General features: G+C 57.1%; 14 protein-coding genes. All 14 read right to left on the bottom strand.

Annotated elements, in window-relative coordinates:
* Nucleotides 1–55: 55 nt before the first annotated feature.
* The gene (locus tag ACVBDQ_RS09650) at nt 56–511 is read right to left on the bottom strand and encodes a YpiF family protein (protein WP_011231678.1); all 456 of its coding nucleotides are present in this window, start codon (nt 509–511) and stop codon (nt 56–58) included.
* An 88-nt stretch (nt 512–599) separates the two neighbouring features.
* Nucleotides 600–1,133, bottom strand: coding sequence for a ReoY family proteolytic degradation factor (locus ACVBDQ_RS09645; protein WP_013144907.1), 534 nt, complete (start codon nt 1,131–1,133; stop codon nt 600–602).
* Between the two features lie 56 nt (nt 1,134–1,189).
* On the bottom strand, nt 1,190–2,446 hold the full coding sequence (locus ACVBDQ_RS09640) for a tetratricopeptide repeat protein (RefSeq protein WP_031206411.1): 1,257 nt from the start codon (nt 2,444–2,446) through the stop codon (nt 1,190–1,192).
* A 271-nt stretch (nt 2,447–2,717) separates the two neighbouring features.
* On the bottom strand, nt 2,718–4,001 hold the full coding sequence (gene aroA, locus ACVBDQ_RS09635; protein WP_021322190.1) for a 3-phosphoshikimate 1-carboxyvinyltransferase: 1,284 nt from the start codon (nt 3,999–4,001) through the stop codon (nt 2,718–2,720).
* Nucleotides 4,002–4,028: 27 nt separating this feature from the next.
* Nucleotides 4,029–5,132 (bottom strand): prephenate dehydrogenase, encoded by a 1,104-nt coding sequence (locus ACVBDQ_RS09630; RefSeq protein ID WP_013144904.1) that lies wholly within the window; start codon nt 5,130–5,132, stop codon nt 4,029–4,031.
* Between the two features lie 87 nt (nt 5,133–5,219).
* Nucleotides 5,220–6,317: a histidinol-phosphate transaminase gene (hisC, locus tag ACVBDQ_RS09625; RefSeq protein ID WP_021322189.1), complete on the bottom strand. Its 1,098-nt coding sequence runs from the start codon at nt 6,315–6,317 to the stop codon at nt 5,220–5,222.
* A 31-nt stretch (nt 6,318–6,348) separates the two neighbouring features.
* Nucleotides 6,349–7,155, bottom strand: a complete 807-nt coding sequence (gene trpA / locus ACVBDQ_RS09620; protein ID WP_025039234.1) for a tryptophan synthase subunit alpha — start codon at nt 7,153–7,155, stop codon at nt 6,349–6,351.
* Nucleotides 7,139–8,353: a tryptophan synthase subunit beta gene (gene trpB, locus ACVBDQ_RS09615; protein WP_013524128.1), complete on the bottom strand. Its 1,215-nt coding sequence runs from the start codon at nt 8,351–8,353 to the stop codon at nt 7,139–7,141. The genes trpA and trpB overlap by 17 nt, the downstream gene beginning before the upstream one ends.
* Nucleotides 8,354–8,718: 365 nt before the next feature.
* Nucleotides 8,719–9,363 (bottom strand): phosphoribosylanthranilate isomerase, encoded by a 645-nt coding sequence (locus ACVBDQ_RS09610; protein WP_025039233.1) that lies wholly within the window; start codon nt 9,361–9,363, stop codon nt 8,719–8,721.
* On the bottom strand, nt 9,350–10,126 hold the full coding sequence (trpC, locus tag ACVBDQ_RS09605; RefSeq protein ID WP_014196204.1) for an indole-3-glycerol phosphate synthase TrpC: 777 nt from the start codon (nt 10,124–10,126) through the stop codon (nt 9,350–9,352). The genes ACVBDQ_RS09610 and trpC overlap by 14 nt, the downstream gene beginning before the upstream one ends.
* Nucleotides 10,119–11,138, bottom strand: a complete 1,020-nt coding sequence (gene trpD / locus ACVBDQ_RS09600; RefSeq protein ID WP_021322186.1) for an anthranilate phosphoribosyltransferase — start codon at nt 11,136–11,138, stop codon at nt 10,119–10,121. Before trpD ends, trpC begins: the two co-directional genes overlap by 8 nt.
* On the bottom strand, nt 11,132–12,658 hold the full coding sequence (trpE, locus tag ACVBDQ_RS09595; protein WP_013524131.1) for an anthranilate synthase component I: 1,527 nt from the start codon (nt 12,656–12,658) through the stop codon (nt 11,132–11,134). Before trpE ends, trpD begins: the two co-directional genes overlap by 7 nt.
* Before the next feature lie 234 nt (nt 12,659–12,892).
* Entirely contained in the window at nt 12,893–13,273 is a 381-nt protein-coding gene (gene aroH, locus ACVBDQ_RS09590; protein ID WP_013144896.1) for a chorismate mutase, read from the bottom strand.
* Nucleotides 13,270–14,370 (bottom strand): 3-dehydroquinate synthase, encoded by a 1,101-nt coding sequence (gene aroB, locus ACVBDQ_RS09585; RefSeq protein ID WP_021322185.1) that lies wholly within the window; start codon nt 14,368–14,370, stop codon nt 13,270–13,272. The genes aroH and aroB overlap by 4 nt, the downstream gene beginning before the upstream one ends.
* Nucleotides 14,371–14,372: the final 2 nt, after the last annotated feature.

Raw genomic sequence — 14,372 nt, 5'->3', positions numbered from 1 at the left:
CAATTGCTGGACAAGGTCAATATCGCAGGCGGCAAAACGTCGGACTTTGCCGCGTCTACTCTTGCGCCCATCGACCGATGAGAAAGCGGAGCAACTCGGCGGCCTGCTCTCTGACAAGCTCGTGCTTGTACGATTCACCCATGCTCTCGAGCGGAACAACCGGAACGAACCAAACGCGGTCAGCTTCTTCGCCCTCTTGCCACGCACGGTCGCACGTCACATAAAACAGATGCTTCATTCCTTCCCGCTTAAGCCGGTTGGTCCAATCCGCCAGCCTTTCGGTAAGCAGCGCCCGCGGCTCATCGGCAAAATACACAAACGACGGCATCAAAAACAACCGGCCCTTCAGCTGCCGCTCGACCTCGGCCGCGATGAGCCCGACAAGCTCCCCGCCGGAAGCGAGCCGCTTCGCTCCTTGGCCGAAAGCCACCGGCAAAAGCGGAAGGAGCGCCGTGTCGATGTAGTCGCGCTCTCGTTCATAGAGGGCGACGTCCTCACCTGTCCACTTCATTCGTACTCTCCTTTTCCTCAAAGTTTCTTCCCTTCATCACCATACCATATTTTTCGGCAAAAGAAAAACCTTGCCGGCGGCAAGGTTTTTACAATTTGTTTAATTCATCGGTCAGGCGGCGGAACGCCTCTTCATCATGGCGGTCAAGCGCCTCATCGATCAGCTTCATGAGCCGCCCGCGCCGGAATTCGTAAATGGAGCGTTCCAAAAACTGCTCGGCGAGGCGCTGGTCGTTTTCGCTCACTTGCGCCTGCTTCGGCGCATACGGGTTTTCCTCAAGCACAGCGACATATTGTGGCGAGTGAAAAGAAGCGCGGAAATTCAGTTGAATGTAAATATCTTCGTCGCGGTTTAAACGGATGTCATGGAACGATTTCTCTGCATCGGTTGTCATCACATTGCCTTTGTAAAAACGGAACGGCACATCGTCGACGCAGTGAGTCGACATAATGATGCCGCGCGGGCAATATTGGGCATTCTCGACAAAATGCACCTTTTGCATGAGCTGGTCATGGCTCATCAAATAGTTTAAAATCCAGACACACTCGCGCCGCTTCAACTGATAGTGGCTTAAAAACCAACGGATAAACTCTTTTTTCTCATTGACGGATACGTGCGTCATTGTGCGCTTCCCCCTCGATCGGTTTCCAAGAAAGAGGTTGGGCCACCGCTTCTCCCCTACTCTTCGAGCTCAAGCAGCATCTCCGCCGCCTCCGTATGGGTTGGGTCGAGACGGACGATCTGTTGAAATATTTCTTTCGCCGCCGCCCGATTTCCTTCCTCGATGAGAAAATATCCGTACTCTTCGAGGAACTCGACATTGTGCTTAAAGAAATTATATGCCTCGCTGTAATGATTTAATGCATCGTCGTACATCTCAAGCCGATGTTTGGCGCGCCCAAGGTCCCATTCAAACTGCGGATCGTACTCGCCATCGGCCATCGCCTGCTCAAGAAGCGCCACGACATCCTCATAGCGCTGTTCGTTTAGCCAAAGCGCCGATAAAACCGTGAGCGCCTCGATGTACCCGCCATCGATCTCAAGCGCTTTTTTCAAATGTTCCTCTGCCTCCTCCGGCTTGTTCAGCTTGAGCGCCAGCTTGCCTGCGTAAAGACGGAGCTCTTTGTTCCATTCGTCGACGCCGATGCCCTCAAGCGCCGTCTCATAGCTTTGCACGAGCCGTCCTTCTTGTTCATACGCTTTCGCCAAATAAAGGTAAAGCGGAGTGTAGTCCGGATCGAGCTCTTTTAAAGCGCTGAGCTTATCGATGGCCGTTTGTGTATAGCCGGCCTGCAACGCGGTGAATCCGTAGGCGAACAGCGTCCGACTGTCCATTTTTTCATTGAGCGCCTCCTCATAATACGGAAGCGCCGCCTCGAATTCCCCGGAACGGCTGAGCGCCTCAGCGATCCGCTCAGTGATCAAGACGCCGGCCATCTCCTTATTCGTCTTCCGCACCTGTTCATAAAGCGGCACGCTTTTTGAGTATTCCCCGTGCGAAAAATACAACTCAGCCAACGCAAACTGCACGATCGGCTCATCTGGAGCTTTCTCGTACGCTTGACGCAGCTTCCGCTCGCTCACTTCCGCCAGCCCTTGCATTTCGTACAAATCGGCGGCAAGAAGGCACGCGCGGACAAACTGCGGATCGTCTTCGTCGATCTCCGACAAAATGGCGAGCGCTTCCTCTTCGGCTTCAAGCTCCGTATACACTTCCGCCAAAAACAGGCGAATGTCGCCGTCATCCGGATAGCGGTCAGCCAGCTCCTCAAGCAGCTCCTTCGCCTCTTCCGGCATTCCCCATCCGTACAAGCAGTCGGCAAGCGCGTATTTTTCTTCATCACTTCCATATTTTTTCACTTTCGGCACGAGCGCCAACGCTTGGTCGACGTTTCCGTTTTCCACTAAGCGAATGATTTGTTCGACGCGTGTCATCGTTTCGTCAGCCCTCTCTTGCGGCAGGCGGCCATCCGCCTTTGCCATTCAAATCGTTATGTACTGTTACAATGGGAACATGAATGATGATAATCGATCATGGCCGTTTCCGCAACCAAACCGCTCGCCGTCTGGAAGGTGCGTCGTTTTTTCATCCAGAAACAGGAAATGTATCCGCTTTCAAAAAAATACGGAGCCCTTCCTCTCACTGACAATATATGAACGAACAACGCAAAATATGACCGCCCGCCCGCTTGGGGCGGGAGGCCTTTTACAGCAGCGAACGGAGGTCGGCAAAAAACGCCGGATAGGAAACGGCGACCGCTTCCGAACGCTCGAGGCGGACCGTCCCTTTGGCGATGCAGGCAGCAACGGCGAGCATCATGCCGATGCGGTGGTCGCCATGGCTGTCGACAACAATCCCGTCGGCATAAAGCGGCGTTTTGCCGCGGATCATCATGCCGTCGTCGGTTGCTTCGATGTCAGCGCCGAGTTTTTTCAACTCGGTGACGACCGTATGGATCCGATTCGTCTCTTTCACCTTCAGTTCGCTCGCGTCTTTGATGACGGTCGTTCCTTCCGCCTGCGTCGCGAGCAAGGCAATGATCGGAATTTCGTCGATCAATCTTGGAATCAGATCCCCGCCGATTTCGACCGCCCGAAGCGTCGACGTGCGGACCGTAATATCACCGACCGGCTCGGTTTCCTCGTGGCGGACGTTGTCAATCGCAATATCCGCCCCCATTTGTGTAAGCACATCGATGATGCCGGTCCGCGTTGGATTTAAGCCGACGTTTTTCAGCGTAATTTCGCTGTTCGGCACAATGGCGCCGGCGACAAGGAAAAAGGCGGCTGACGAAATATCGCCGGGAACGTAAATGTGCGTCCCGCGCAAGCGTTGCGGACCGGCCACCGAGACGGTCAAGCCATCCACATTCACTTCACCGCCAAACAACCGAACCATCCGCTCGGTATGATCGCGCGAGCGGTGCGGCTCAGCAACAGACGTCACACCGTCAGCGAATAAGCCGGCGAGCAAAATGGCCGATTTTACTTGCGCGCTCGCCACCGGCGAAGTGTAGCGAAGCGGGCGAAGCGCGCCGCCGCGGATGGAAAGCGGCGTATAATTGCCGCCCTCACGCCCGTCAATACGCGCTCCCATTTCGCGAAGCGGTTTCGTCACCCGCCCCATCGGTCGCTTGGCGATCGATTCATCGCCGACAAGGCAGGCGTGAAACGGCTGGCCGGCCAAAATGCCGAGCAACAGGCGCGCCGTCGTTCCCGAGTTGCCGACATCAAGCACCGCAGCCGGCTCGCGCAGCCCGCCGGGGCCGGCTCCTTCGACAACGACTGTCGTCCCGTCCTGGCGAATGTCAACGCCGAGTTTCCGGAAACAGTCGATCGTGCTTAAACAGTCCGCCCCAGGCAAAAAATGGTCAATCACCGTCCGTCCAGAAGCAAGCGCCCCGAGCATGACGGCGCGATGGGAAATCGATTTGTCGCCGGGGACTTCGATCATTCCTCGGAGCGACGACACGTTGGTTGGCAACTGCATGCAAAATCCCTCCATTGTTTTTCCTTGCTACCCTTCATAGGTGGCATAGTTCGTATGTTTGGCGAGGCACGCTTTCGCCCGCGCCCGATCGTCTTCGCTTTGGAAGCTGAGGCGGAGCACGCCGTAAATTTCTTCGCGCGTCTCAATGATGCGGATGTTCGTGATGCTGATGTTTTCTTCGGCCAAATAGCCGGTCACTTCGGAGATGACGCCCGGATAATCCGGCACGTCGACATACAAATCGTAAAACGACGGAATCGCTCCTTTCGTTCTCGACGGCAGCCCGTCGCGAAACTGTTTCGCCTCCAAAAAGTAATGGTAAATAGCGATGCTGTTTTCTTCTTCGACAAACGAACGCAGCCGCTCCATTTCGGCGATCCAGCGGTCAAAGAGCGCAAGCAGTTCATGCTTGTTATGGATAAAAATATCGCGCCACATTTCCGGATTGCTCGACGCGATGCGGGTGATGTCGCGGAAGCCGCCGGCCGCCAGCCGGCTGACGAGGGCGTTTTCGCACTCGTATTCGCGCGCCTGATGAACGAGGCTCGCCGCAATCAAATGCGGAAAATGGCTGATTACGCCAGTGATGCGGTCGTGCTCTTTGGGCGTTAAGATGACAAACTGCGCTTTCGTTCCCGCAAGCCACTGTTTCAACGCCTCGACTTGCTGCGGCGGCACATCGTCCGTCGGCGTCAAAATGTAAAAGGCGTTTTCAAACAGATGAGCCCTTGCCGCCGCCACACCGCTTTTATGCGACCCGGCCATCGGATGGCCGCCGATGAACGCTACGCCGTGATCCAACAGGCGGCGGGCGCCTTGGACGATGCGCTGCTTCGTGCTGCCGACATCGGTAACGATAACGCCGCGCTTCAACCGCTCGAGCGGCATCGATGAAAGCAGCGCCTCCGTCTGCATGACCGGAACGGCCAGAACGATCAAATCCGCCTGTCCGTATCCGTCTTCGGGCGAACGGGCGGCTTCGTCGATCACCTTGAGCGAACGCGCCAAGCCGAGCTGCCGCTCATTGACGTCGTAGCCGATGATCATCGCCTCCGGATGCGCTTTTTTAATCGCCAATGCAATCGATCCGCCGATCAAGCCGAGGCCGACAATGAACACTTTTCCTTCCAATCGTCCCACCTACTTTATGTAAACGTGCGCCCGCTGCTTTTGAAAAGCAACGGGCCGATCTTTTCTATCCATCCCGCCGCTGAACGGTCAGGCGAGCTGTTTTTCCCGAAGCAGTTGCGAAACGAGTTCCAACACCCGGTCGTTTTGCTCTTTCGTGCCAACAGTCACACGCACGCCGGTCGGCAGCCCAAGCGCTTGGCCCGAGCGGACAATGACGCCGCGCTCCAGCAAATAGCGGAACACTTCGTCGCCATCCAACCCGAAATCAATGAACAAAAAGTTTGTCTGCGACGGGTAATACTTCAGGCCGTTCTCCTCGCAAAAGCGATAATACCGCTCAAGCTCGGCGCGATTTCGTTCGACGCAGGCGCGGATGAACGCTTGATCGTCAAGTGCGGCCGCCGCGGCCGCTTGGGCGATGGTCGACGTGTTAAACGGCTCGCGCGCCGGCTCGACGGCGCGGATGAGCGTCTCACTCGCCACGCCGTAGCCGACGCGGAGCGCAGCGAGCCCGTATGCTTTCGAGAACGTGCGCATGACGACAAGCTGCTCGTACTCGTTTAAAAGCGGCACCGTTTGCGGGTAGTCGGGCGCCGTCGCATATTCGTAGTACGCTTCGTCCACGACGACGAGCACGTGCGGCGGCACGCGATCCAAAAAGGCGCGCAGCTCGATGTCATTCACATACGTGCCCGTCGGGTTGTTCGGATTGCAAATCCAGACGATGCGCGTGTTTTCATCGATCGCCGCAAGCATCGCCTCCAAATCATGACGCCCATCAACAAGCGGCACTTCGCGCACCTCGGCCCGCTCGATGATGGCATTGTGCCGGTATTGCGGGAATGTCGGCGCCGCCATCACCGTATTCGCCCCCGGCTCTAAAAAGGCGCGGCAAAAAATTTGCACCACCTCATCCGAACCGTTGCCAAACAGAAGCTGTGTTTCCTTGACGCCAAGATGCTTCGCCACCTTTTCGCGCAACGTGCGGGCGCAGCCGTCCGGATAGACGGCGAGGCGGTCAAGCTCAGCGGCGATGGCCGCTTTTGCCGCTGGCGACGAACCGTACGGATTCTCGTTAGAAGCAAGTTTGATAATCTCAGGCAAGCCATATTCCCGCTTGACTTCTTCGATCGATTTTCCCGGCTGGTACGGAGAAAGACCCCGGAGCGATTCCTTTACTTGCATGATTGTCGCCAACTCCTTCAATTCGGAACTTTTAGCGCGAAGAACACGGCTCCCGAAGCGGCGCGGCAAGCGAACGGGCGTAGGCAGAAAACTCGGCGACGGCCGCTTCCCTTTCGTCCGGCGCCTGCAACCTCGGAGCCAGCTGCTCGACTTTTTGCACGAGTGCGCTGCCGACGACAACGCCGTCGCACACCTCTTTCAACATCGCGACTTGCTCCGGCGCCGAAATGCCAAAGCCGACGGCGACCGGGACGCGGCTATGCCGCTTCACTTCGCGGAGGAAATCGCCGAGCGTCTCCGGCAGCGTCTCACGCACGCCTGTAACGCCTAGCGAGGAGACGCAATACAAAAACCCTTGCGCCGCCGAAGCGATCCGCTCGATCCGCTGCTTCGACGTCGGCGCAACAAGCGAAATGAGCGGGAGACCAAACCGTTCGCCAAGTTCGCGGAGCGGACCGCTTTCCTCAAACGGCAAATCGGGAATGAGCACGCCGTCGGCGCCATTTTCCTGCGCTAAAGCAAAAAAGGATTCTTCTCCTAATTGTAACACAGGATTGTAATACGTAAAGAGAATAATCGGAATGTTTACCCCTTTTTTTCGCATCTCGCCAATAAGCTGAATGGCTTTCGGCAGCGTCATGCCCCCGTCAAGCGCCCTTGCGGCGGCGCGTTGAATCGTCGGTCCGTCAGCGAGCGGGTCGGAGTACGGCACGCCAAGCTCTAATATGTCAGCGCCGGCCTCCTCAAGCGCCAAGGCGAGATCGATCGTCACATCGGGAGCCGGATCACCGGCAACGATAAACGGGATAAATAGCGGCGGATTAACGGACAGTGGCAATGTCTTCACCTTCCCTCGCACCAAGATGGCGCATCATCGTTTGCACATCTTTATCTCCGCGGCCGGACAGGCAAATGAGCACCGTTTCATCCGGCGGCATCTCGCGGGCGAGCTCGACGGCTTTCGCCACCGCATGGGCCGACTCGATGGCCGGAATGATGCCTTCCGTTTGCGCCAACAATTGAAACGCAGCGACGGCCTCGTCATCGGTCGCGCTTTCGTAGCGGACGCGGCCAATGCTCGCCAAATACGCATGTTCCGGGCCGACGCCGGGGTAATCAAGGCCGGCTGAGATCGAATACGGTTCGAGAATTTGTCCGTACTCGTCTTGCAACAGGTAGGTCATCGCCCCGTGTATGACCCCTTTCGTCCCTTTTGTGATTGTCGCCGCATGGTGCGGAGTGTCGATCCCTTTGCCGGCCGCCTCGACGCCGACGAGGCGGACGTCATCTTGCAAAAACGGGTAAAACATGCCGATGGCGTTGCTGCCGCCGCCGACGCAGGCAACGATGACATCCGGCAGCTTCCCTTCACGGGCGAGAAACTGTTCTTTCGCTTCATCGCCAATCACGCGCTGAAACTCGCGCACCATTTTCGGGTACGGATGCGGACCGACGACCGAGCCGATCATGTAAAAATGGTCGTCGCAGTGGGCGACCCAATAGCGAATCGCTTCGTTCGTCGCATCTTTCAACGTTCGGTTGCCGCTTGACACCGGCACGACTTCGGCGCCCAACAGTTTCATGCGAAACACGTTCAGCTCCTGCCGCTTGATGTCTTCTTCGCCCATAAAAACGATGCAATCCATGCCAAAATGGGCGGCCACCGTCGCCGCGGCGACGCCGTGCTGGCCGGCTCCGGTTTCAGCGATCAGCTTTTTCTTGCCCATCCGTTTTGCCAAAAGCGCCTGGCCGATCGCGTTGTTGATTTTATGGGCGCCCGTATGGTTTAAATCTTCGCGCTTTAAATAAATTTTCGCGCCGCCGACTTGCCGTGTCAAATTCGGCGCGAACGTGAGCGGGGTCGGGCGACCGGAGTAATGCTGCAAAATGCGGATGTATTCTTGTTTGAACGATTCATCGGCAAGCGCTTTGTCAAGCTCCGCTTCGATTTCCTCAAGCGGAAGCATGAGCGTCTCAGGGACAAACTTGCCGCCGAAATCGCCAAACCGGCCGTATTCATTCGGAACGCGTTCCATCATCTAACCCCACCTTCTCCTTCATATAAAGTTGAAAGACGAAGAGCCGCATTTCTTCAGAGAGCCTGCGTTTGTTCATCGTCCGAGCGTCAGCGCCGTCTTTTGGCCCTTCGTTTTGTTATTTTTTTTATCAGGTGTGTTGATGAACCAATAAAAAGTCTGTCGAGAAGGCTCTAGTCCGAGCTTTTCTGCCGTAGTCGGCAAGCGGCTCGCTTGCCGACCGGGCATGCTGCCGCATGCCCCCTCGAACAATGAACGCTTTGCGGGCAAATGTCATTCGCCCGCCGGCGTTCTTGTTCGAGGGAAAAGGCAGAAAAGCTTGTGTTCAGCCATATCATTCTGTGTTTTTTCGTGCATAAAACGGATCATCGACACCCGTGATTCTTTATTTTTTCTTCGATTTGTTTCATCTTCGTTGGATCTTTGCGTCCGTCCGTTTCAATGCCGCTGCTGATATCGATGCCATCCGGGCGGTAGACAAGCAGCCGCTCGATATTGTCCGGAGTGATGCCGCCGGCGATGAAGCACGGCACGCCTTGGCGGGCCGCCTCTTCCAAATAGTGCGGCACCGCCTCCCAATCAAAAGCGACGCCCGTCCCCCCCCAGGCGCCGGCGGCGCGGCTGTCAACGACGTAGCCATCGGCAATGCCAGCGTACTGCCTCATCGCCGCAAGCGCACCGTCGCCATGGTGGATCGCCTTCCAGACGGAAAGCGGCACCGCCTCTTTCACCGCCGCCAGCTCCGCCGGCGTTTCACGGCCGTGGCATTGGATGACATGAAGCGGCAGCTCGGCGGCGACAGCGGCGATCCGCCTAACGGGGGCGTTGACAAAGACGCCGACAAGCTGCTTTGCGCCAAGCTTATGGGGCTCAAGCCATTGCTGCACTTCACTCGGAGAGACGTTCCGCCTGCTTTCGGCGAAAATAAAGCCGAGGTAATCAGCCTCGCTCGCGATAGCGGCCTGCACGTCTTCAGCCGAACGGTTGCCGCAATATTTAATTCGAATCATCCCCATCTTCCTCCCCAAACAGCCGGTAGACCGCTCGCTCCACATCATCTTGGCGCATGAGCGACTCGCCGACGAGCATGGCCTGCGCTCCGTACGATTTGACCGTCTTCACATCATTGAAGGAACCGATCCCGCTTTCGCTGACGATGACGCACGATGGCGGGATGAGCGGAGCGAGCGTTTTGGTCGCCTCAAGTGTTGTCACAAAGGTATGCAAGTCGCGGTTGTTGATGCCGACGATCTCCGGCGTAAACCGATCGAAAATCCGCTCGAGCGTCTCTTTTGCATGCACCTCGACCAGACATTCGAGCCCCAAGCTGTACGCTTCATGATAGAGCTCCTCGAGTGTTTCCGGCGGGAGCGCCTCGCCGATCAATAAAATCGCATCCGCCCCGAGTCGGACGCTTTCCTCGACTTGCCGCCGATCGATGATGAAATCTTTGCGCAGCACGGGAACGTTAACCGCTTCTTTCACCGCTCGCAAATAGCGGCGATGCCCTTGGAAATACCGTTCATCCGTCAGCACGCTGATCGCGTCGGCACCGGCGCGCTCATATGCTTTCGCGATGGCCACCGGGTCAAAATTCGGGCGAATGATGCCTTTTGACGGCGACGCTTTTTTCACCTCAGCGATCAAGCCAAGCATCCGCCGCGGCCGACGGAGCGCCGCCGCAAATGGCCGGCGCTTTCGCTCTGGCAATGGCGCCGGCAGCGTCAACGTTTCCACTTCTTCCCGTTTGGCTGCTAAAATTTGCTCAAGCATCATGAACCACTTCCTTCGCCCGCAGGCGTTGCAGTTGTTCGTATGCGGTTTTGGACAAAATGGCCTCTTTCGCCATCGCCACTCCTTCGGCAATCGTTTCGGCTTTGCCGGCGGCATACAGGGCGGCGCCGGCGTTCAGCGCAACGATATTGATGGCGCTCTCCGGCGCTGTTCCCGCCATCACCGCCTCAAGAAGCGCGGCGCTCTCTTCCGGATCGCGCACTTGCACATCGGCAAGCTCGCCGCGCGGCAAGCCGGCGTCTTCTGGTGCGATGACAAAGCGGCGGATCGCACCGTCTTTCAACTCCACGACATCCGTTTCTGCAGCGATGCTGCATTCATCAAGCCCATCGCGCCCGGTGACAAACAACACATGTTCCGAGCCGAGGCGGCGCATCGCCTCCGCCAATTTCTCAGCGTAGCAGGTCGAATAGACGCCGACGACTTGCCGCTTGCAGCGCGCCGGATTGGCGAGCGGGCCGATCAAGTTGAAAACGGTGCGGAAACCGATTTCCTTCCGCGGCCCGGCGGCGTGTTTCATCGCCGCGTGATAGAGCGGGGCGAACAAAAACGCCAGCCCTTTCGTTTCCAACGCCTGTTTGGCGGCCGACGGCGACGTTTGAATGTCGATGCCGAGCCGCTCGAGCACATCAGCGCTGCCGCTTTTTGACGAAACAGCGCGGTTGCCGTGCTTGGCGACTTTGACGCCAAGCGATGAAATGACGATCGCCGCGGCGGTGGAAACGTTGAATGTCGCCGCCCCATCGCCGCCCGTACCGCACGTATCGATGACATCATCACTAGCCTCAATGGCAGTCATCCGGTCGCGCATCGCCCGCACAAATCCGACGAGCTCATCGACTGTCTCTCCGCGCAGGCGGAGCATGGACAACAGACTTGCGATTTGACTGTCTGTCGCCTCGCCGGACATGATGATATTCATCGCCGCATACGCTTCGTCTTCCGTCAACGCTTTCCCTTCCGCACATTTCGAAAGCAGCTGCTTCAACATACGGCCCTCTCCCCTTTAGCAAATAGTCGTTCCGCTTGTTCAATCGCATTCATCAAGGCGCTCGCCTTATTGCGCGTCTCTTTCCACTCCAGTTCCGGAACGGAGTCGGCGACAATGCCGGCGCCGGCTTGCACATAGGCATAGCCGTCTTTCACGACCGCTGTCCGGATGGCGATGCACGAATCGATGTTGCCATCAAACCCGATATAGGCAATCGCTCCGGCATACAGCCCCCTCGCTGTCGGCTCGAGTTCCTGCAAAATTTGCATCGCCCGCACTTTCGGCGCCCCGCTCACCGTTCCAGCCGGAAAGGCGGCAAGGAGTGCATCGATCGGGTGGACGTTGTCGTCCAGTTCACCGACGACCTTGGAAATTAAGTGCATCACGTGTGAAAACTTGCCGATCTGAAGCAACACCGGCACCTCGACCGTTCCGTACTTGGCGACCCGGCCGATGTCGTTGCGCGCCAAATCGACAAGCATATAATGCTCAGCCCGTTCTTTCGGGTCGTGGTACAGCTCATCAGCCAGCCTCTCGTCTTCCTCCGGCGATCGGCCGCGCCGCCGTGTGCCGGCAATCGGATCGATTTCAACGCGCCGACGGTGCACTTGAATCAGTTTTTCCGGCGAACTGCCGACAATTTCCACACCGTCAAGCTGGAAATAAAACATGTACGGCGACGGGTTGATGTATCGGAGCAGCCGATAAATGGCAAAGCCTCCGGCTTGAACCGGCACGCAGAAGCGCTGCGACAGAACCGCTTGAAACACATCGCCGGCCGCGATGTACCGTTTCACGGCCTCCACATCGCGCAAAAACTGTTTTTTGTCATAGTTGGACACCGCTTTGGCAAACGAGGCGGTCCGCCCCGATTCGCTTTCCGCCGGCAAGAGCGGTTGCTCGGCTTGAGGGCGGGCCGCTTTCGCCGCGAGATCGGCCATGCGCCGTTCGGCCGCGCGGTACGCTTCGATTTTCTCTTCCTCCGTTTCGTTGCCGCTCAACCGAATATAGTGAATGACGAGCAACTCACGCTTTTTTTGGTCAAACGCAAACAGCGATTCACAAAACACGAAATAGGCCGTCTTCATAGGCACATCGCGGTTTTTGTGGCGCGGCACTTTTTCGATGGCGGAAATGAAATCGTAGCCTAAAAACCCAACTGCACCGCCTGTAAACGGCACCGTCTCGGCAAGCGGCTTGACGGCAAGCGTCCGCTCGACCCATTGAAACGCTTCTTTCAGCGTCGGTGCGGTGATTTGTTCGTTCCCGTTTTCGTCTTTCACCGAAAACGTTTCGCCGGTTTCGCTCTCCAGCGTCAAAAACGGCGCCACACCGATGAACGAATAGCGCGCCCACGGCGATTCGTCATCCTTGCTTTCAAGCAAAAACACGGCTTCCTCGCGCAAATTGGCAAACACGCCGAGCGGCTCAATGACATCGGCTACAAATTTGCGCACAATCGGGATGGTTCGAAATTCGTTCGCTTCCGCCAAAAAAGCGGCCAGCCCATCAGCAGACATCACTTCTCCTCCCTTCATGATCAGCGGGCGGAGAATGAGGGTTTATGAGGCGAAAAAAGAGAGGGAAAATAAAACGCCCAAAGACGACCGTCTTTGGGCAGATGTCGGCGAATGAAAAAACGCTCACCTCAGCTAAACTCGCTCATTCTCATCTACCCTACGCTCGCTCTCTGCTCTCGCTCAGCTTCTAACGCCCCCGATGTCTCAGGGGGCAAAGAGGTTATTTTAACTATATTACATTTCTGTTTTTTTTGTCAACGACAAATCCGGGCGCAGCACGACCGCCCCTTTTAAATACACGTGGCAGATCTCTTCTTGCTGTTTCTCAGTCGCCACCGTCATCATGACGCGAATGCAGCGCGGCAATGAACCGGGCACCGGAATTTCCCTCGTGCACATGACCGGCACATATGTCCAGCCGTCCAAACGGCGCAGCGCCTGCGCCGGAAACGCGGCGGTGATGTCGTCGGTGACGGAAATGAGCACAAACGACACATCAGAAGCGGCGACATCGTTTGCGCGGATCATTTCACGAAGCAACGTTTCAGTTGCCGCCACGATTTCCTCGGCGTCATTTCGATCCACTGTAATCGCTCCGCGAATGCCGCGAATCATTCTTTTCCCCCCTGTCTGGCAAACTCGTCCAGCCACGTGAGCAGGTTGTCGTCTTCGAGTTCCACCACTTCCACGTCGCCGATCTCACAGAGAAGCACCATCCGCACTGTTCCGGCGTACGCTTTTTTGTCGCCTTTCATCTTCTCAAGCAGGCGGGGCGTCTGAACCGTTGTCGGCAGCGACACCGGGAAGCCGTATCCGGCGAACCAGTCGGCCAATCGATGCTCAGCGAACGACCGGCCGTAAAACCGTTCGCTGACAAAGACGGCAAACAGCATGCCAACCGCAACCGCCTCCCCGTGAGTGAGCGCGCCGTAGCCTAACTCGCTTTCCAGCGCATGGCCGAGCGTATGGCCGAAATTCAAATGGGCGCGCACCCCGGTTTCTTTTTCATCCTCACGCACGACGGACGCCTTAATGTCAATGCCCTTTTCAATGCAATAGGCGAGTTTCTCGCCGCGCAAGTCGGCGAGCGTCTTGATTTCCGCGCGCAGCCAGTCGTAAAAGCGGCGGTCGCGGATCAGCGCATGTTTGATCACTTCGGCAAACCCGGACCGAAGCTCGCGCTCGGGCAGCGTGCGCAAAAAGGAGGTGTCATACACAACTGCTTCCGGCTGGTGGAAGGCGCCGATCATATTTTTGCCGAGCGGATGGTTGATGGCGACTTTGCCGCCGACGGCGCTGTCATGGGCCAAGAGTGTCGTCGGCATTTGAATGTAACGGATGCCGCGCATATAGGTGGCGGCGACAAACCCAGCCAAATCGCCGACAACGCCGCCGCCAAGCGCAATGATGACCGAGCGGCGGTCGAGGCCGCACTGCAATGCCGCTGTCTGGCAAGCGTAATAATGATCAAATGACTTGGCCGCCTCCCCGCTTGGAATGACGTAGGCGTACACGTCATACTCAGCGGCGGCGAGCAACGCCCGCACCTCATCCAAATAAAGAGGCGCCACAGTATCGTCGGTAACGATGAAAAGTTTTGTCCCTGGCGGACAGGAGAGCGACCGAAGCAAGCTTGGCAGCACGCGGGCCGCCCCATCGCCCAGAAGAAGCGGATAGCGCTTCGTCGCCGTTTCAATCGTCCGTTCGATCATCG

Source organism: Geobacillus sp. CCR, assembly GCF_052906625.1.
This window is presented reverse-complemented; position numbering and strand designations above follow the sequence as displayed.